Consider the following 17,797-nt stretch of genomic DNA (forward strand, 5'->3'; position numbering starts at 1 on the left):
ACCTCTCCTAAGAAATTATTTTTTCAAGATCATCGGGAGATAAACGTTTGAGAGCCTCCAAAGATTTAGCTAATTCGTCCTGCAGCGAAGAAGTTGTCTGCCGCAGGGCCTGAACCTTCTCGACAAAGGCCGCGAGGCTCTCCGCACCGAACAGCGACTTGATGGGAATATCCACGCCGAACTGCTGCTTGACCCGGGTCACCACCTGGGCCACCAGCAGGGAATGGCCGCCCAGCTCGAAGAAGTTGTCGGTCATGCCCACCCGATCCAGCTTCAGCACATCGGCCCAGATCGCCGCAATCTGCTGCTCCAGTTCGCTCTGCGGCGCCACATAGACTTGCTGCATCTGCTGGGCGTCGACCTTGGGCAGGGCCTTGCGGTCGAGTTTGCCATTCGGGGTCAGGGGCAGCGCCTCCAGGAACAGCAGGTACGCCGGCACCATGTAGTCCGGCACGTGTTCCTTCAGCGCAGTCTTGATGCTTTCGCGCAGGGCCGCCTGGACTTCCCCTGCCACCGCCATTGCGGCATCGCTCGGCACGATATAAGCCACCAGTTGCTGGCCGTTCTCACCGTCATGAGCCAGGACAAAAGCCTCGCGCACCGCTGCCTGCTGCACCAGCCGCGCTTCGATTTCCCCCAGTTCGATACGGAAGCCGCGAATCTTCACCTGATGGTCGATACGGCCGATGTACTCGATCACCCCATCGGCGCGGTAACGGGTCAGGTCGCCGGTGCGGTACACCCGGCCACCGTCGCTGGAGAACGGATTGGGCACGAATTTCTCGGCGGTCAGCCCTGGGCGTGCCAGATAACCGCGAGTCACCCCGGCACCAGCCAGGTACAGCTCACCGGCACTGCCCACCGGCATCGGTTGCAGGTCCGGGCTGAGGATGTAGCTCTGGGTATTGCTGATGGCCCGGCCGATATTCGCCTGCCCTCCCGCCTCGCGCCGGGTGTAGGTCGAGTAGGTGGTGTCTTCCGAAGGGCCATACAGGTCGTAGACATGCACCAGCCCCGCCTGTTGGTAGAGGCTGTCCACCAGGGCCTGTTTCAGCGGCTCACCCGCCAGGTTGATGATCCGTACGCTAGGCGGAATCTGCCCGCTGCGCTGCAGCGCGGCAATCGCCGAGGGCACGGTGTTGATCAAGCGCACCCGATCACGATCCACCAGCTCCGGCAGCTCCAGGGCGTTGCGGGCCAGGACGATGGAGCCGCCGCTGGACAGGGTCACGAACAGCTCCCACACCGACAGGTCGAAGCAGATCGAAGTCGAGGCCAGCACCCCTTGCAGGTCTTCGCTGCTGTACACACGTTGCGACCAGTCGATCAGCGCCAGCACGTTGCGATGGGCAATCGCCACACCTTTAGGCAACCCGGTGGAGCCGGAGGTGTAGATCACGTAGGCCAGATTGTCTGGCGCACCTCGCGGCGTCGGATTGTCTATCGAGTAGCCGTCCAGCCAGCCCGGCTGGGCATCCACTTGCAGGGTCTGCAAGGACTCCACGGACGGCAGCAGCGACAGCAATGCGCTTTCGGTCAGCAGGATCTGCGCCTGACTGTCGCGCAGCATGTGCTCCAGGCGATCCTGTGGATAGTCCGGGTCCAGGGGCACATAGGCGCCACCGGCCTTGAGCACCGCCAGCAGCGCCATGACCATTTCAGGGGTGCGCTGCAAGGCCACGCCAACACGTACTTCAGGCCCGACACCGAGTTCGATCAACTTGTGCGCCAGGCGGTTGGCCCGGGCATTAAGCTCCCGATAACTCAGACACTGGCCGGCGAACCACAGGGCCTCTGCCTCCGGGGCAGCCTGCACCCGGGCCTCGACCAGTTGCTGCACGCAGCCATCGCTAGGGAACTCACCGGCGACCGGGGCCCACTCGTGCAGCAGTCTGTTCTGCTCGGCAGCACCCAACAGCGGTAAGTCTCCCAGGCGCTGGTGCGGCTGCTGGACAATGCCTTGCAACAACTGCAGCCAGGACTGGGCCAGACGCTCGATGGTGGACGCCTCGAACAGGTCGGTGGCATAGGTCATGGAAGCCCAGAGGCCATCGTCGGACTCGAAGGTATCCAACGTCAGATCGAACTGGGTACTGCTCTCCTCGCCACTGAGCATCTGCACTTGCAAGCCGGGAATCACCAAGCCCTGGTCATCCTGACGGACAGCGGCCTGATGGTTGAACATCACCTGGAACAATGGGCTGTAACTCAGGCTACGCTCCGGTTTGAGGGCCTCCACCAACTGCTCGAAGGGCAGGTCCTGGTGCTCCTGGGCATCCAGGGCGCAGCCTTTGACCTGACGCAGAAAGTCGCTAAAGCTCAGTTGCCCGTCGACCTCGGCCTTGAGCACCTGAGTATTGACGAAGAAGCCGATCAGACGCTCGGTCTCGACCCGGTTGCGGTTGGCAGTCGGCACCCCGACGCGGATGTCCGCCTGGCCACTGTAGCGATGCAGCAGTACCTGGAACGAGGCCAGCAACAGCATGAACAGCGTGACCCCTTCGCGCTGGGCCAGCAGTTTCAGGGCTCCCGGCAAGGCGCCGTCCAGGCTGATGCCATGGCGCGCGCCCTTGTGGCTTTGCTGCAACGGCCGCGGATGATCCAGGGGCAGGTCCAGCACCTGGGCGCCGCCTTCCAGTTGCTGCAACCAGTAATCGAGCTGCCGCTCGCGCTCACCGGCCTCCATCCATTGCCGTTGCCAGGCCGCGTAGTCCGCGTACTGCACCGCCAGCGCCGGCAACTCGGCCTGCTGCCCCTGGCTATGGGCGCCATAGAGCTTGATCAGTTCCTCCACCATCAACTGCATCGACCAGCCATCGGAAACGATGTGGTGCTGGACCAGCACCAGTACATGCTCGTCCGCTGCCAGGCGCACCAGGGTGGCCCGCAGCAACGGTCCCTGGCGCAGGTCGAACGGCTGACGTACCTGGGTGTCGATGACCTGCTTGATCAAGTCATCGGTGTTGCCGGCCTCCACTAGCAGGGACAAGTCCTGCTGGCTGATGGGCAAGCGGGCCTGGGCCGCGATCACCTGTGTCAGGCCCTGGGCGCTCTCGACAAAGTGCGTGCGCAAGCTTTCATGGCGGGCGATCAAGGCATCGAAACTGCTTTGTAGGGCCTGGCTATCCAGATCGCCACGCAGGCGCAGGGCCATGGGGATGTGATAGGCGCTGCTGTCAGAATCCAGCTGCCAGAGGAACCACTGGCGTTCCTGGGCATAGGACACCGCCAGCGGCTGTTGCCGATCTACCAGGGAAATCGACTGGAGTTGCTGGGTGGTTTCCGGCCCCAGCAGGCGGACGAAATCTTCCAGCGACTCACCTTCGAACAGCAGCTTGAGCGGCGCTTCGATCCCCAGTTCCTGGCGGATACGCGACATCACCTGGGTGGCCAGCAGCGAATGGCCGCCGAGCTCGAAGAAGTTATCGCTCAAGCCAACCTGTTCCAGTTTCAGTACCTGGGCCCAGATTCCGGCCACTTGTCGTTCGCGCTCGCTGCGCGGGGCCACATGAGCCTGCTGCAACAGGCTGCCATCAATGGGCGGCAAAGCATTGCGATTGAGCTTGCCGTTGGCAGTCAGAGGCAACGCCTGGAGGAACAGCACATGAGCCGGAACCATGTAACCCGGCAGATGCTCGCGCAGCCCGGCCTTGATATCGTCCCGCAGCGGCAGTTGCTCCGAGACCAGATCCTGGCTGTTCCAATCCAGGCCAGCGGGCACCACATAGGCCACCAACTGCGGACCGTCCGGCCCCTCCGGGGCCAGCACCACCGCCTCGCGTACCCTAGGCAATTCCAGCAGCCGCGCTTCGATCTCCCCCAACTCGATGCGGAAACCGCGGATTTTCACTTGATGGTCGATACGACCGATGTAGCCGATCGAACCGTCTGCCTGGTAGCGCGCCAGATCGCCGGTACGGTAGAGCCGTCCACCAACCTCACCAAACGGGTCCGGGACAAACCGCGCTGCGCTCAAGTCACCGCGATTCAGGTAGCCCCAAGCCAACCCGGCACGCCCGATATACAACTCACCGACGCAGCCCTTGGGCACCGGTTGCAGGTTGCCGTCCAGCAAATACCAGGACATGTCGGGAATCAGCTCGCCGATTGGGCTTGCTCCCGCCAGGCTCAGGTCCGCCCGGGACAATGGACGGTAGGTCACATGCACCGTGGTTTCGGTGATGCCGTACATGTTCACCAGCTGAGGACGCTGATCGCCGAAACGCTGGAACCAGGGGTGCAGGGTATTGACCTCCAGGGCCTCGCCACCGAACACGATGTAGCGCAACCGATGCTCCGGCTCGGCGTTACAGGCCACGTGCATCAATTGACGGAACGCCGACGGCGTCTGGTTGAGTACGGTCACGCCCTCGGCGCAAAGCAACGGGTAGAAGTCCTGGGCCGAACGCGCCACCTCTTGAGGCACGATCAGCAACCGCCCGCCGTACAGCAAGGCACCGAAGATCTCCCAGACCGAGAAATCGAACGCATAGGAGTGGAACAGGCTCCAGACATCCTCGGAGCCGAACTGGAACCACGCCTGGGTAGCCGCGAACAGACGCAGGACGTTGTGGTGCGGTTGCAAGGTGCCCTTGGGCTTGCCGGTGGAGCCGGAGGTATAGATCACATAGGCCAAGTCCTCGGGTGTTACCCCAACTTCGGGGTTGTCGGTCCGATAGCCGTCCAGTGGCTGCTCCAGCAACCAGGTGCGGCCGGCAAACGCCGGCAAACCCTGCTGCAGGTGCTCCTGGGTGAGCAGCAGCGCAATGGCGCTGTCATGCATCATGTGCTGCAGACGATCCTGGGGATAAGCCGGGTCCAGCGGCACATAGGCACCGCCAGCCTTGAGAATCGCCAGCAAGCCGATGACCATCTCCAGGCTGCGCTCCACCGCCAGCCCCACCAGGACATTGGGCCCCACGCCCTGTTCAATGAGCTTGTGCGCCAGGCGGTTGGCCCGCTCGTTGAGCTGCTGGTAGTCCAGGCTCTGTCCGCCGAAGGTCAGAGCCATGGCCTGAGGCGCCCTGGCGGCCTGGGCCTCGATAAGCTGATGGACACAGGCCCGGGAAGAGAATGCCTGCTGCTGCGGGTTCCACTGGCCAAGGATCTGCGCCTGCTCATCGGCCTCGAGCAAGGGCAACAGGCCGATGCGCTGCTGCGGCTGGCGGACCACGCCTTGCAGCAACTGACGCCAATGGGTGGCCAGGCGCTCGACGGTGGCGGCGTCGAACACATCGCAGGCATAGACCAGGGACGCGGCGATCCGGCCCTGGGTTTCCACGGTGTCCAGGGTCAGGTCGAACTGCGCCGACTGCCCCTGGGAATCCAGGGCCTCGATGCTCAGGCCCGGCAGGTTTAGGGGTTTACCTGTGCCCGCCGCTTCCACCTGATGATTGAACATCACCTGGAACAGCGGGTTGTGGCTCAGGCTGCGCTCCGGCTGCAAGGCCTCCACCAATTGCTCGAAAGGCAGGTCCTGGTGCGCCTGCGCCGCCAGGGCGGTCTGGCGCACCTGCTGCAGCAACTGGCTGAAGGACATCTGTCCGTCGATCTCGGCCTTGAGCACCTGGGTGTTGACGAAGAAGCCGATCAGGCGCTCGGTTTCGACCCGGTTGCGGTTAGCAATGGGCACACCGACGCGGATATCGGCCTGGCCGCTGTAGCGGTGTAGCAGAGTCTGGAAAGAAGCCAGCAACAGCATGAACAGGGTCACCCCTTCCCGCTGGGCCAGGCTGCTCAGGGCTGCACTCAACGGCTGCTCCAAAATCAGCTCCAGGCGCCCGCCCCTATGGCTTTGCACCGCGGGGCGCGAGCGATCCAGAGGCAGCTCGAGCAAGGGTTGCTCGCCACCCAGTTGCGCAGTCCAGTAGGCCAGTTGTCGCTCCTTTTCACCGGCCTCCATCCAGTGGCGCTGCCAAATGGTGTAGTCGGCATACTGGATCGGCAGCGCCGGCAACGGCGCCGGCTGCCCTTGGCAGTAACCGATATAGAGCGCGATCAGCTCCTCCACCATGACCTGCATCGACCAACCATCGGAAACGATATGGTGTTGGGTCATGACCAGCACATGGTCATCCTCGGCCACTTGCAACAGGCCGACCCTGAGCAGCGGCCCCGCCAGCAGGTCGAACAACTGCCGGGTCTGGACCTGGACGAAGTCCTGCACGGCCGTGTTGATCTGCAGCTCGCTCGACTGTGCCGGCAGCGACTGGCGCACCAACTCCAGGGACGCCTCGGGGGCGACCACCTGTGCTGCCGCATCTTCATCCTCGACAAAATGCGTACGCAGGCTTTCATGCCGGGCGATCAGGCTGTCGAAGCTGCGCTGCAGGGCCTCGACATTCAATTTTCCACGCAGTCGCAGAGCCTTGGGAATGTGATAGGCAGTGCTCTGCGGCGCCAGTTGCCAGAGGAACCACTGGCGTTGCTGGGCATAGGAAAGCGGTATGCGCTCCTGGCTCAGCCGTACCTCGGGAATCGGCAGGTTGGCCGGGGAGATGCCCTGTTCGAGCATTTTCTGCAGGTAGACCTGGCGCTTCTCCAAGGGCAAGAGGATGAAGCCCTTGACGATTTTCAACGCGGTGGTGTTGTCCATTACACAGCCTCCATTTCGTCAAGTAACAGCTCCAGCGCACTCAGGTCGGCGCTTTGCACCTGACCAGCAGCCTGTTGCAACTGGTTGACGAACAGCCCCAGGGTTGGAAATTCAAACGCCATCTGCACGCTGACCTGACGTCCAAGCTTGAGCTGGACTCGAGAGACCATCGAAGTTACCAACAAGGAATGTCCACCTAGTTCAAAGAAGTTATCGTTCATACCCACCTGCTCGACCTCGAGCACTTGGGCCCAGATCGCCGCGACCTGTTGTTCCAGCTCGCTCTCTGGGGCTATGTAGGCCTGCTGCCACAAGCTGGCATCTGCCTGTGGCAGGGCCTTGCGGTCCAGCTTGCCGTTGGGGCTCAACGGCAAGGCCTCGAGGAACAGCAAGTGGGCCGGCAACATGTAGTCCGGCAACACCTCTTTGAGCGCCGCTCTCAGTTGCTCGCGCAACTGCGCCTGGTCTTCCTGGCTATCCGCTGCGACGCCGGCGGCCGCCACCAAGTAAGCCACCAGTTGTGGCCCACCAGCCGCCTCCTGGGCCAGGACCACTGCTTCGCGCACCTGCATCTGTTCCAACAACCGCGCTTCGATCTCGCCCATCTCGATACGGAAACCGCGGATCTTCACCTGATGGTCGATGCGCCCGGCGTACTCCACCACGCCATCGGCGTCATAGCGGGCCAGGTCGCCGGAACGGTACAGGCGCCCACCATCGGTGCTGAACGGGTCAGGAATGAAGCGCTCCGCCGTCAACCCCGGACGATCGTGGTAACCACGAGCCAGCAGCTCACCGCCAATCATCAGCTCGCCGGTGGCACCGCTGAGGGTCAGGTTGCCACTGTTGTCCAGCAGGTAGATGGAGCGACCCGGCAAGCCCTTGCCCAGAGGGATCTGGCTTGGCAGGGCTTCACCGTCCTGCAGGTAGCGACTGCAGTCATGGGTGGTAACACTCACCGTGGCCTCGGTGGGCCCATAGGTGTTGAGCAGGCAGGCGTGCTTCAAGCCGGCCTTCTTCCAGGCCGCCACACCTTCGGCCGCCATCGCTTCGCCACCCAGGTTGAGCTGGCGCAGGCGCCCGAAGTCACGGGGTTCACCAGCAGCAAAATCCTTGCCCAACATGAACCAGTAGGCGGTGCTCAAGTCGACGATGCTGATACCCTGCTCGATCAACTCGCGGTAGAAGGTTTCGCTGTCCCACAGCTCCTTGCCGCGAATCACTACCGAGGCGCCGCAGATCAGTGCCGGATACAGCTGTTCGACAAAGGCGTCGAAGTTGAAGGTCGAGAACTGCAGGCCACGATCTGCTGCACTCATGTTGAAGTAATCACGAGAAACCTGGGCATGCTGGCTCAAGGCGCTATGACTGATACCCACGCCCTTGGGCCGGCCAGTGGAACCCGAGGTGTACATCACATAGGCCAGATTGTCGGCTTGCGCCCGTGGCGATGGATTTTCCAGGGAATAGCCTTCAAAGCCCTGCTGATACGAGTCCAGGCACAGATGGGGTATTTCTACGGCCCCGCGCAGGCGCTCCAGCAACGGCGACTGGGTCAGTAGTAGCTGGATCCCGCTGTCCTGCATCATGTAGTGCAGGCGATCCTGGGGATATTCAGGGTCCAGGGGTACATAGGCGCCGCCCGCCTTGAGCACCGCCAGCAGGCCGACGATCATCTCCAAGCCACGCTCCACCGCGATACCAACCCGGACATCCGGACCGATGCCCAGTTCGATCAGCTTGTGGGCCAACTGATTGGCCCTCTGGTTGAGCTGGCCGTAACCCAGTTGCTGGCCGGCGCATAGCAGTGCCAGCGCATCCGGAGTCTGCTCGGCCTGGACCTCGACCAACTGCTGGACGCAGAGCGGCGACAGATGTCGCGCCGGGATACGACTACGCTGCTGCTCGATCAAGCCACGTTCGGTGGCGCCGATCAAAGACAGTTCGCCAATGCTGCATTGCGGCTGCTCCACCATGACCATCAGCAACTGCTGCAGATAAGCCGCCAATTGCTGGATATTCGCCTGGCCGAAATGCTCCAGGGCATAGCTGTAGTCGAACGCCAAGGTCTGCCCCAGGTAGACCGACAGCGTCAGGGGATAGTTGGTCTGCTCATGGTTGGCAGCTACGCCAAAGCTCAATTGCGCCGGAGCGCCTTGCGCAAGGGCCTCGGATACCGGGTAGTTCTCGAACACCAGGATGTTGTCGAACAGAGCCTCGCCTCCCAGACCGGCCCAGCGCTGTACTTCGTACAACGGTGTGTGCTCGAAGTCGCGCAGGGCCAGGTTGCGCTCCTGCACCAATTGCAGCCAATCGCCGACCGGCATGTCCGGACGTGGCGCGGCCACCACCGGCAAGGTATTGATGAACAGGCCGATCTGCTGCTCCACGCCCTTGAGTTCCGCCGGGCGGCCAGACACCGTGGCACCGAACACCACCGTGTCCTGTCCGGTATAGCGCTGCAACAGCAGCAACCAGGCCGCTTGCACCAATGTGTTGACCGTGACCTTCTGCTGTCGAGCGAACTCGCTCAAGCGCTGGGTCTGTTGCAGGTCCAGGTGCTGCTGATAGGCGGCGTAGCCTTGGCCAGTCGGAGCCTGATCGCTACGGCTAATGGCCTGGGCCAACCGGGTCGGTTCATCCAGGGTCGCCAGTTGCTGCTTCCAGAAATGCTCGCTGAGCGTTGCATCCTGACGTTGCAGCCAGGCGATGTAGTCGCGATAGCGCCCGGGCACCTGGCTGGCGAACTGTCCTGCATAGCGTTGCAGCACTTCACCCAGCAATCGCGAGTTGCTCCAGCCATCCATCAGGATGTGGTGGTTGGTATAGATAAGGTGGTGGCGTTTCTCACCGGTACGCACCAAGGTCAGGCGTAGCAGCGGCGCGGCCAGCAAGTCGAAGCCACGCAGGCGCTCTTCCTCGGCCAAGCCATCCAGGGCTGCTGGCGCGAACTCGGTTGCCCGCCAGTCATGCTCGACAAAGTCCAGGTGGGCGCGCTTGCTCACTACCTGGATCGGCGCGGGCAATTCGCCCTGCCAGAGGAAACCGCTGCGCAGGATGTCATGGCTGTCGATGGCCGCCTGCCAAGCCTGGCGGAAACGCTCAGGCTCCAGCCCATCCACGTCCAGCCGCAGTTGGTTGATGTAATCGCCCGCGCCCTGCTCGTAGAGGGTGTGGAACAGCATGCCCTGCTGCATCGGCGACAGTGGATAGAGGTCTTCGACCTCTGCCAGCGCCAATGGCAGTTGGTCCAGTTGCTGCTGGTTCAGGCCCGCCAACGGGAAGTCCGAAGGGGTTACACCGCGGTGCTCGGGCTGGCTGCAATGCTCGATCAGCGCCTTGAGCTCTCGGGCGTAGTCATCCGCCAGGCACTGGATGGTCGTGCTATCGAACATGGCCTGGCTGAAAGTCCAGCCCAGTTTCAATTGGCCGCCATAGACCTGGCCGTTGATGCTCAACCAGTTGCCTAGTGGAGCCTGGGCGTCCTGATCGCGACCCTTGGCTTCAGCGCTCGGGGCAAACCAGGCATCCGGCTCGTCGAAGCTGCCGTCGAACTGACCCAGGTAGTTGAAGGTGATGCGCGGCACCGCCAGCGCAGCCAGGGTCTGTTGTGCGGCCTCATCCCCCAGGTAACGCAAGACGCCAAAACCTAGGCCCTTGTTCGGTACCGCGCGCAGTTGCTCCTTGATGAACTTGATCGAGTCGGCCAGGGCCGGCTGCGGCGTCAGCTTCACCGGGAACACGCTGGTGAACCAACCCACGGTGCGGCTCAGATCGATACTGTTGAACAGCTCCTCACGGCCGTGGCCTTCCAACTGCACCAGGGCGCTGTCCTGGCCGGTCCAGCGGGTGATGACCCGGGCCAGTGCAGTGAGCAGCAGGTCATTGATCTGGGTGCGGTAAGCCGCTGGGGCATCTTGCAACAAACGCTGGGTATGAATCTGGTCCAGCTCGGTGCTGACGCTCAGTGCATCCTGGAGCACTGTCTGGCCGGTGGCCCGATCACAGGGCAAGTCCGACTCTACGCCTTGTAGCTGCGCCTGCCAGTAACCCAGCTCCTGCTGCAACGCCGCGCTGCCGGCATAGGCCTGCAATTGCCCAGCCCAAGACTGGAAAGAACTGGTCTTGGCCGGCAGCTTGATGGCTTGCCCGGCAGCTTGCTGCGCCAAGGCTTGCTGCAGATCCTCCAGCAGCACTCGCCAGGACACTCCATCCACCACCAGGTGATGGATAGCCAGCAACAAGCGCTGGGAGCCGTCTTGTAGAGTGAAGAGCACTGCACGCAGCAAAGGCCCCTGTTGCAGCTCGAGGCTGCGTTGCGCCGCATCGCACAAGGATGGCAGCGAACCTTCGGTGACATTGTCCGCCAGCCACAACAACGCATCGGTTTGCATCGCTGCCAACGGCGCCGAGGTCACTTGCCCCAGCGGCGTATAAGTTGCGACCCAGGCTGGGGTTTTCTCAACAAAATTCAGCCGCAGGCCGTCGTGATGTTCGAGCAAGGCATGCAACCCCTGCTCCAATGCCTTGGCGCTCAGGGTCTTCAATGGCTTGAGCAGCACCGACTGGTTCCAGTGATGCCGTTCCGGTACCGGTGTCTCGAAGAACCACTGCTGGATCGGCAGCAGCGGCATCTGCCCACGCACCGGGCCCTGGTCGATCTGCAAACCACCCTCGCCCTGCTCCGCCACCGTGGCCAGCCCCTGCACCGTCTGGTGCTGGAACAGGTCCTTGGGGGTGAAGCGGATTCCCGCCTGGCGGGCACGGCTGACCACCTGGATCGAGATGATCGAGTCGCCACCCAGCTCGAAGAAGTTGTCGGTGACGCCCACCTGCTCAAGCTTCAGCACATCGGCCCAGATCGCGGCGATCTGTTGTTCCAGCTCGTTTTGCGGCGCCACGTAGGTCTGCTGCATCAGCTGCGCATCGACTTTCGGCAGCGACTTGCGGTCCAGCTTGCCGTTCGGTGTCAGCGGCAGTGCTTCGAGGAACAGCAGGTAGGTCGGCACCATGTAGTCCGGCAGGCTTTCCCGCAGGCGGGCCTTGATGCTCTCGCGCAGTTGCGCCTGGCGCTCGTTGCTCGATGCCACCTCGGCGTCCACTGGCACGATGTAGCCCACCAGTTGCTGGCCGCTCGGCCCTGGCTGGGCGATCACCGCCACTTCCAGCACCGGGTCCTGCTCCAGCAGGCGCGCTTCGATCTCGCCCAGTTCGATACGGAAGCCCCGCACCTTGACCTGGTGGTCGACACGCCCCACGTACTCCACCAGGCCGTCAGTACGGTAGCGCGTCAGGTCACCGCTGCGGTACAACCGGGCACCGGTGGTGCTGTAGGGGTCAGGGATAAAGCGTTCCGCCGTCAGCCCCGGACGATCCAGGTAACCCCGGGCTACGCCCAGGCCACCCAGGTACAGCTCGCCCGCCACGCCCACCGGCAACAGGTTGAGGTTGGCATCGGCCACGTAGGCGCTGCGGTTGCCAACGATGTTGCCGATCGGCGCATAAGCCGCATCGCACGGGTCCCCCGCCTTAGCCTTCCAGATCAACGGCGTAACCACCGTCTCGGTCGGGCCGTAGCCGTTGAAGATGTACTTCGGACGCAGCACCCGCCACGCCAGGTCGTAACTGGCCTGGGGCACGGCATCGCCGCCGAAGCAGTAGACCCGCACCGCCGGTGGGTTGCCGTCGCGCTCGGCGTGTACCGCCAGTTGTTGCAGGTACACCGGCGGGAACACACCGACGGTGACGCCGTAGCGATGCATCTGTTCGTAGGTGAATTCCGGCGACCACACACTATCGTCGCGGATCAGCACGCTGGCGCCGTAGATCAGCGGGTGCATCCAGCCTTCGTGGGAGCCGTCGAAGGCGAAGGACATGAAATGCAGCTCGCAGTCCGCCGGGCTCATTTCATAACGCTCGCCGGTGGCCAGGCTGTGCATGGCCAGCGGGCCATGGGACACCGCCACGCCCTTGGGCAAGCCGGTGGAGCCGGAGGTGTAGATCACATAGGCCAGGTTTTCCTCGGCCAGATCCACCTCCGGGCTGGTCGCAGGATAGGCCGCAAAATCCGCCGCGCCTTCGACGCTGAGGGTCGGCAAACCGTCCGGGATCGGCAAGCGCTCCAGCAGGTGATCCTGGGTCAGCAGCAGCCACGCGCCGCTGTCCTGCATCATGTAGCGCAGGCGATCCTGGGGGTATTCGATATCCAGCGGCACATAGACCCCGCCGGCCTTGAGCACCGCCAGGAAGGCCACCATGATCTCCGCGCAGCGCGGCATGGCAATGGCCACCCGCACCTCCGGGCCCACTCCCAGCTCGATCAGCTTGTGCGCCAGTTGGTTGGCTTGCGTATCCAGCTCGCGATAGCTCAGGCGCTGCTCGGCGAAGAACACCGCTGGCGCATCCGGGGCCTTGGCCGCCTGGTCGGCGAACAGTTGATGGACAAAGCGGTGAGTCGGGTAGACCACATCGGTGTGGTCCCACTCCTGGCGAATGCGCCGCTGCTCGTCCTGGTTCAGCATCAGCAGCTCGCCGATCGCTTGCTGCGGCTCGAGCATGCCCTGCAGCAGGTTTCGCCAATGATCGGCAAGACGCTCGATAGTCGAAACCTCAAACAGCTCGCCGGCGTAGATGAACGATGCATTGATCCCCGCGTCAGTCTCCAGGGTCTCCAGGGTCAGGTCGAATTGCGCCGTGCCGCCCTGAAGGACCATTTCTTGCGCCACAAGCCCTGGCAGGCTGGTGCCATCGGTACTTTCTCCGGCGATGCTCAAATGGTTGTACATCACCTGGAACAGCGGGTTCTGGTCCAGCGCACGCTGCGGCTTGAGGGCATCCACCAGGCGATCGAATGGCAGGTCCTGGTGGGCCTGGGCGGCCAACGCGGTCGCCTTCACCTGGCGCAGCAACTGCCCTACGACGAGGCTCGGCGCCAGGTCGACGCGCATGACCAGGGTGTTGACGAAGAAACCCATCACGCCTTCCATTTCCTGGTGGCGTCGATTGCTCACCGGAACCCCGATGCGGATATCCGGTTGATCCGAGTAGCGATGGAGCAAGAGCGCGAAGGACCCGAGGAACAGCTGGAACAGCGTCATGTCGTGGGCCTGCGCCAAGCGGCGCAGCCCTTGCTCCAGATCCACCGGCAAACGCAACCCCAAACGCTCCTGCCGATGGCTGACCAGCGCCTGGCGCGGGTGATCCACCGGCAGCTCCAGCACCGGGTGCTCCAACCCCAGTTGCTCGCGCCAGTAGTCCAGCTGGCGCTGCTGCTCTCCTTGCTCGAGCCAGGCCCGATGCCAGCTGGCATAGTCGGCGTACTGCACGCTCAACTCATCGAACTGCGCAACATGTCCCTGGACGAAGCCGCGGTAGAGCGCAACGAATTCCCGCGCCAGCACACTCATGGATGCACCATCGGAAATGATGTGGTGCAGCGTCACCACCAACAGGCAGTCCTGCTCCGCAATCTGCAGGACGCGGGCCCGACACAGCGGCCCGCGCTCCAGATCGAACAACTCCTGGGTCTCTGCCAGGGCGCGAGCCCGGATCGCCTCGTGGGACAGGCCCGGGGCAAGACTCTCCCAAGCCAGGGCAATCTCGCCCTGAGGGTGTACGACCTGGCACAGGGAGTCCTGGTTCTGGGTAAAAGTGGTGCGGAAGGCTTCATGACGCTGCACCAGGACCTGGAAGGTCTGCCGCAGTGCCTCCGGGTCCAATACCCCCTGGAGCCGCACGATGATCGGTGTGTGATAAGCAGTGCTGTGCGGGTGCATCTGCCAGAACAACCACTGCCGCTGCTGGGCATGGGACACCGGCAGCGGCACCCCACGCTGCACGGCCTCGATGGCCGGCAGGCTAGCGGCGGCACAGTTCTGCACCTGCTCGACGAACTCGTCCAGGCGCGCCGTCTCGAACAGCACGCGCAAGGGCACATCAGCCGACAACAGCCGCCGCACGCGAGAGATAATCTGGGTCGCCAGCAATGAATGGCCGCCCAGGGCAAAGAAGTTGTCACCCAGGCCTACGCGCTCGACCTTGAGTACCTCTTGCCAGATCGACGCAATCCGCTGTTGCAGTTCGCTGACCGGCGCCACATGGACCTCGACCGATACCTGCTGTTGCAACGCAGGCAGTGCCCGCATATCCAGCTTACCGTTCGGAGTCAGTGGCATGTGCTCCAGCGCCACGAAATGCATGGGCACCATGTAGTCCGGCAACGTTGTGGCCAGTTGCCGGCGAATCTCCTGCCAGGCCTCCTCCGCCACCAGCCCCCCGGCCAGTACGACATAGGCCGCCACTTGCGGCTCATCGGCCGGCCGCACCACCTGCGCCACCGCATCCTCGACCCCGGGCAGTTGCTTGAGGGCAGAGGTGATCTCACCCAGCTCGATACGGTAACCACGAATCTTCACCTGATGGTCGATTCGCCCCAGGTAATCGAGCATGCCATCGTCCAGGTAACGCGCCAGATCCCCGGTCCGGTACAGGCGTTGGCCATCGCTGAAGGGGTCAGGGACAAAGCGCTCGGCAGTCAATGCCGCCCGGCGATGATAGCCACGCGCCAGCCCAGCTCCGCCCACGTAGAGCTCGGCAGGAGTGCCAGCGGCCACCGGTTGTAACGATGCATCCAGTACATGGGCACGCACGTTGGCCAGGGGCAATCCCAGGGGCACCACAGCCCGCGCATCATCCACCACGTCAGCGGCCATGGTCAGGGCGCCCACCGTGGTTTCCGTCGGGCCGTAGTGGTTGAACACCGCGCATTCTGGTGCCAATGCCTTGATTCTCGCGACCAGCCCGGTGGGGCAAGCCTCCCCTCCCAGTACCAGGCACTGCCTTGGCAAGGAACGCGCCGGCTGCTCGCACCCCATCAGCGCCAGCAGATGCGAAGGGACGATCTTCAACACGTCGATCTGCTGCACATGCAGATAGGCCGAAAAGGCCTCGGCATCCAAGCCGGTATCCAGATCGATGATATGCAGGCAACTACCGGAGCACAGGGCGCCGAACAACGTGGTATGCCCCAGGTCGGCGGCAATGGTCGAGACCACCGCCATATTGCGCGCAGCCCCCAGGGGCAGGCGCTGGATGATCGCCTGCACGTAGTTGGCCAGGGCTCCATGGGAAATGCTGACCCCCTTGGCCGTGCCAGTGGAACCTGAGGTGTAGATCGAGTACGCCAGGTTCGCCGCCTCGACCCGCGGTAGCGTGGCCGAATGGCCGACAATCGGGGCCCAGTTATCCGGGCGGTCCAGCAACAGGACACCGACCTGGCTCGCCACGGGCAAACGATCCTGGACCCGGGACTCGCTCAACAACAGACGCACGCCACTGTCCTCGAGCATATGGCCCAGGCGTTGTTCGGGATATTGCGGGTCCAGCGGCACATAGGCACCACCGGCCTTGAGTACCGCCAGCAAACCGACCACCATTTCCAGCGAGCGCTCCACGGCGATGCCCACCGGCACCTCCGGCCCCACTCCACGCGCCAGGAGAGCCACGGCCAGTCGATCGGCTTGCTGTTCCAGCTCGCGGTAGGTCAATACGCGCTCACCGAATACCAGGGCCGGCGCATCGGGCTGCAAACGAACCTGCTCACTGAACAGGTCGAGCACCGAATCGGCGCTGAATGACTGGACCATTCCGGCGCCCCGATCCAGGGTTTCGCGGACCTGGCCGGCATCGAGTAGCGTCAGCTCGGCAATCGCCGAGTGCGGCTCGCGCACCATCGCCCACAGCAGGTTCTGCCAATGCCCCGCCATGCGCTCGATGGTCGACTGCTCGAAGAGCTGGCAGTCGTAGGTAAAAGCCGCTTGCAGGCGACCACCACGCTCGAAGGTATCCAGCGTCAGGTCGAATTGTACGGTTCGCTCGTTGCGTGGCAGTGCCTGTACCTCCAGCCCCGAACGACTGCGCAAGGCGGCCAGTTCGGTAACTTGCGGCTGATGGTTGTAAAGCACTTGGAACAAGGGGCTGTGGCTCAGGCTGCGCTCCAGCTGCAACGCCTCCACCAGGCGTTCGAAAGGCAACTCCTGATGAGCCTGCGCACCCAGGGTGGTCTCGCGGATATCGGCCAGCAATTGCTCGACCGTCACCTGCAGGCTCAACTCCGTACGCAACACCTGGGTATTGACGAAAAAGCCGATCAAGCCTTCGGCTTCCTGGCGCGTGCGGTTGGCGATCGGCACACCGACACGGATATCCTGCTGACCGCTGTATCGAGACAGCAGCAGCTTGAACCCAGCCAACAATACGGCAAACAGCGTCACTCCCTGCTTGCGGGCCAAGCCCCCCAACTGCTGGGCCAGGGAAGGGTCCAGGTCGAGGTCCAGACGGCGCCCCTGACGGCTGGAATGGGCCTGGCGCGGATGATCGGTCGGCAGTTGCAGAACCGGATGCTCGTCCCCAAGCTTCGCCCGCCAGTACTCCAACTGCCGCTCCTGCTCTCCCGCCTCCAGCCAGCTGCGCTGCCACAAGGCATAGTCGCGGTACTGGATCGGCAAGGCCTGGACATCAAGGGATTCACCCTCGACCAAAGCATCGTAGGCACGCAGGAATTCCTCGATCAGCACCCCCATCGACCAACCATCAGCAACGATGTGGTGCAAGGTCAGGAGCATGACATGCTCCTGCGCGCCCAACTCCAACACACAAACCCGTAGCAACGGCCCTTGCTGCAGATCGAAAGGCCGGCGAGCCTCGGCATCGGCCCGCAGCTGTACTTCAGCCTCGCGCTGCTCGGGAGCGAGCCCACACAGATCCTGGTGGTCGATAGCCACCCGGGCCTCCAGGATGACTTGCCGAGGCTCGTCTTCTTCCAGACGAAACACCGTGCGCAGACTCTCGTGGCGGTCCAGCAACCAATCGAAGGCCCGGGCCAGCAGCCCGCGATCTAAAGGCCCTCGCAGGCGGACAGCGTTCGGCAGGTTGTAGGCGGCACTCTGCGGATCGAGCTGCCAAAGGAACCACATGCGCTGCTGCGCATAGGACAGCGCCTGGCGGCCAGGTACAGCGACCTCCGCAGGAATAGGCAGCAGAGAGAAATCGACACCTTCCTTGTCCAGCGCCTTCAAGAACAGCCGACGCTTTTCCAGCGGCAGTTCAATGAATCTGCGGGCGAGCTTCAAGGAGTCTTCTGCATTCATCGGGAGTCATCCGTACTTACTTGTTGGGTATCGGGCACTAGCCCAGTCATCCCTA

The 17,797-nt window shown here is 63.2% G+C and carries 2 protein-coding genes; both read right to left on the minus strand.

Going from position 1 to position 17,797, the window contains the following annotated elements; translation table 11 throughout:
- Window positions 1-7: 7 nt before the first annotated feature.
- A complete protein-coding gene (locus I9018_RS21575) occupies window positions 8-6,595 on the minus strand; it encodes a non-ribosomal peptide synthetase (protein WP_241107469.1) in 6,588 nt (2,195 codons plus the stop codon).
- Window positions 6,595-17,742, minus strand: coding sequence for a non-ribosomal peptide synthetase (locus I9018_RS21580; RefSeq protein ID WP_241107470.1), 11,148 nt, complete (start codon window positions 17,740-17,742; stop codon window positions 6,595-6,597). Before I9018_RS21580 ends, I9018_RS21575 begins: the two co-directional genes overlap by 1 nt.
- Window positions 17,743-17,797: the final 55 nt, after the last annotated feature.

This window comes from Pseudomonas sp. MPFS (genome assembly GCF_022537035.1).
In the GTDB taxonomy this organism is placed as follows: domain Bacteria; phylum Pseudomonadota; class Gammaproteobacteria; order Pseudomonadales; family Pseudomonadaceae; genus Aquipseudomonas; species Aquipseudomonas sessilinigenes.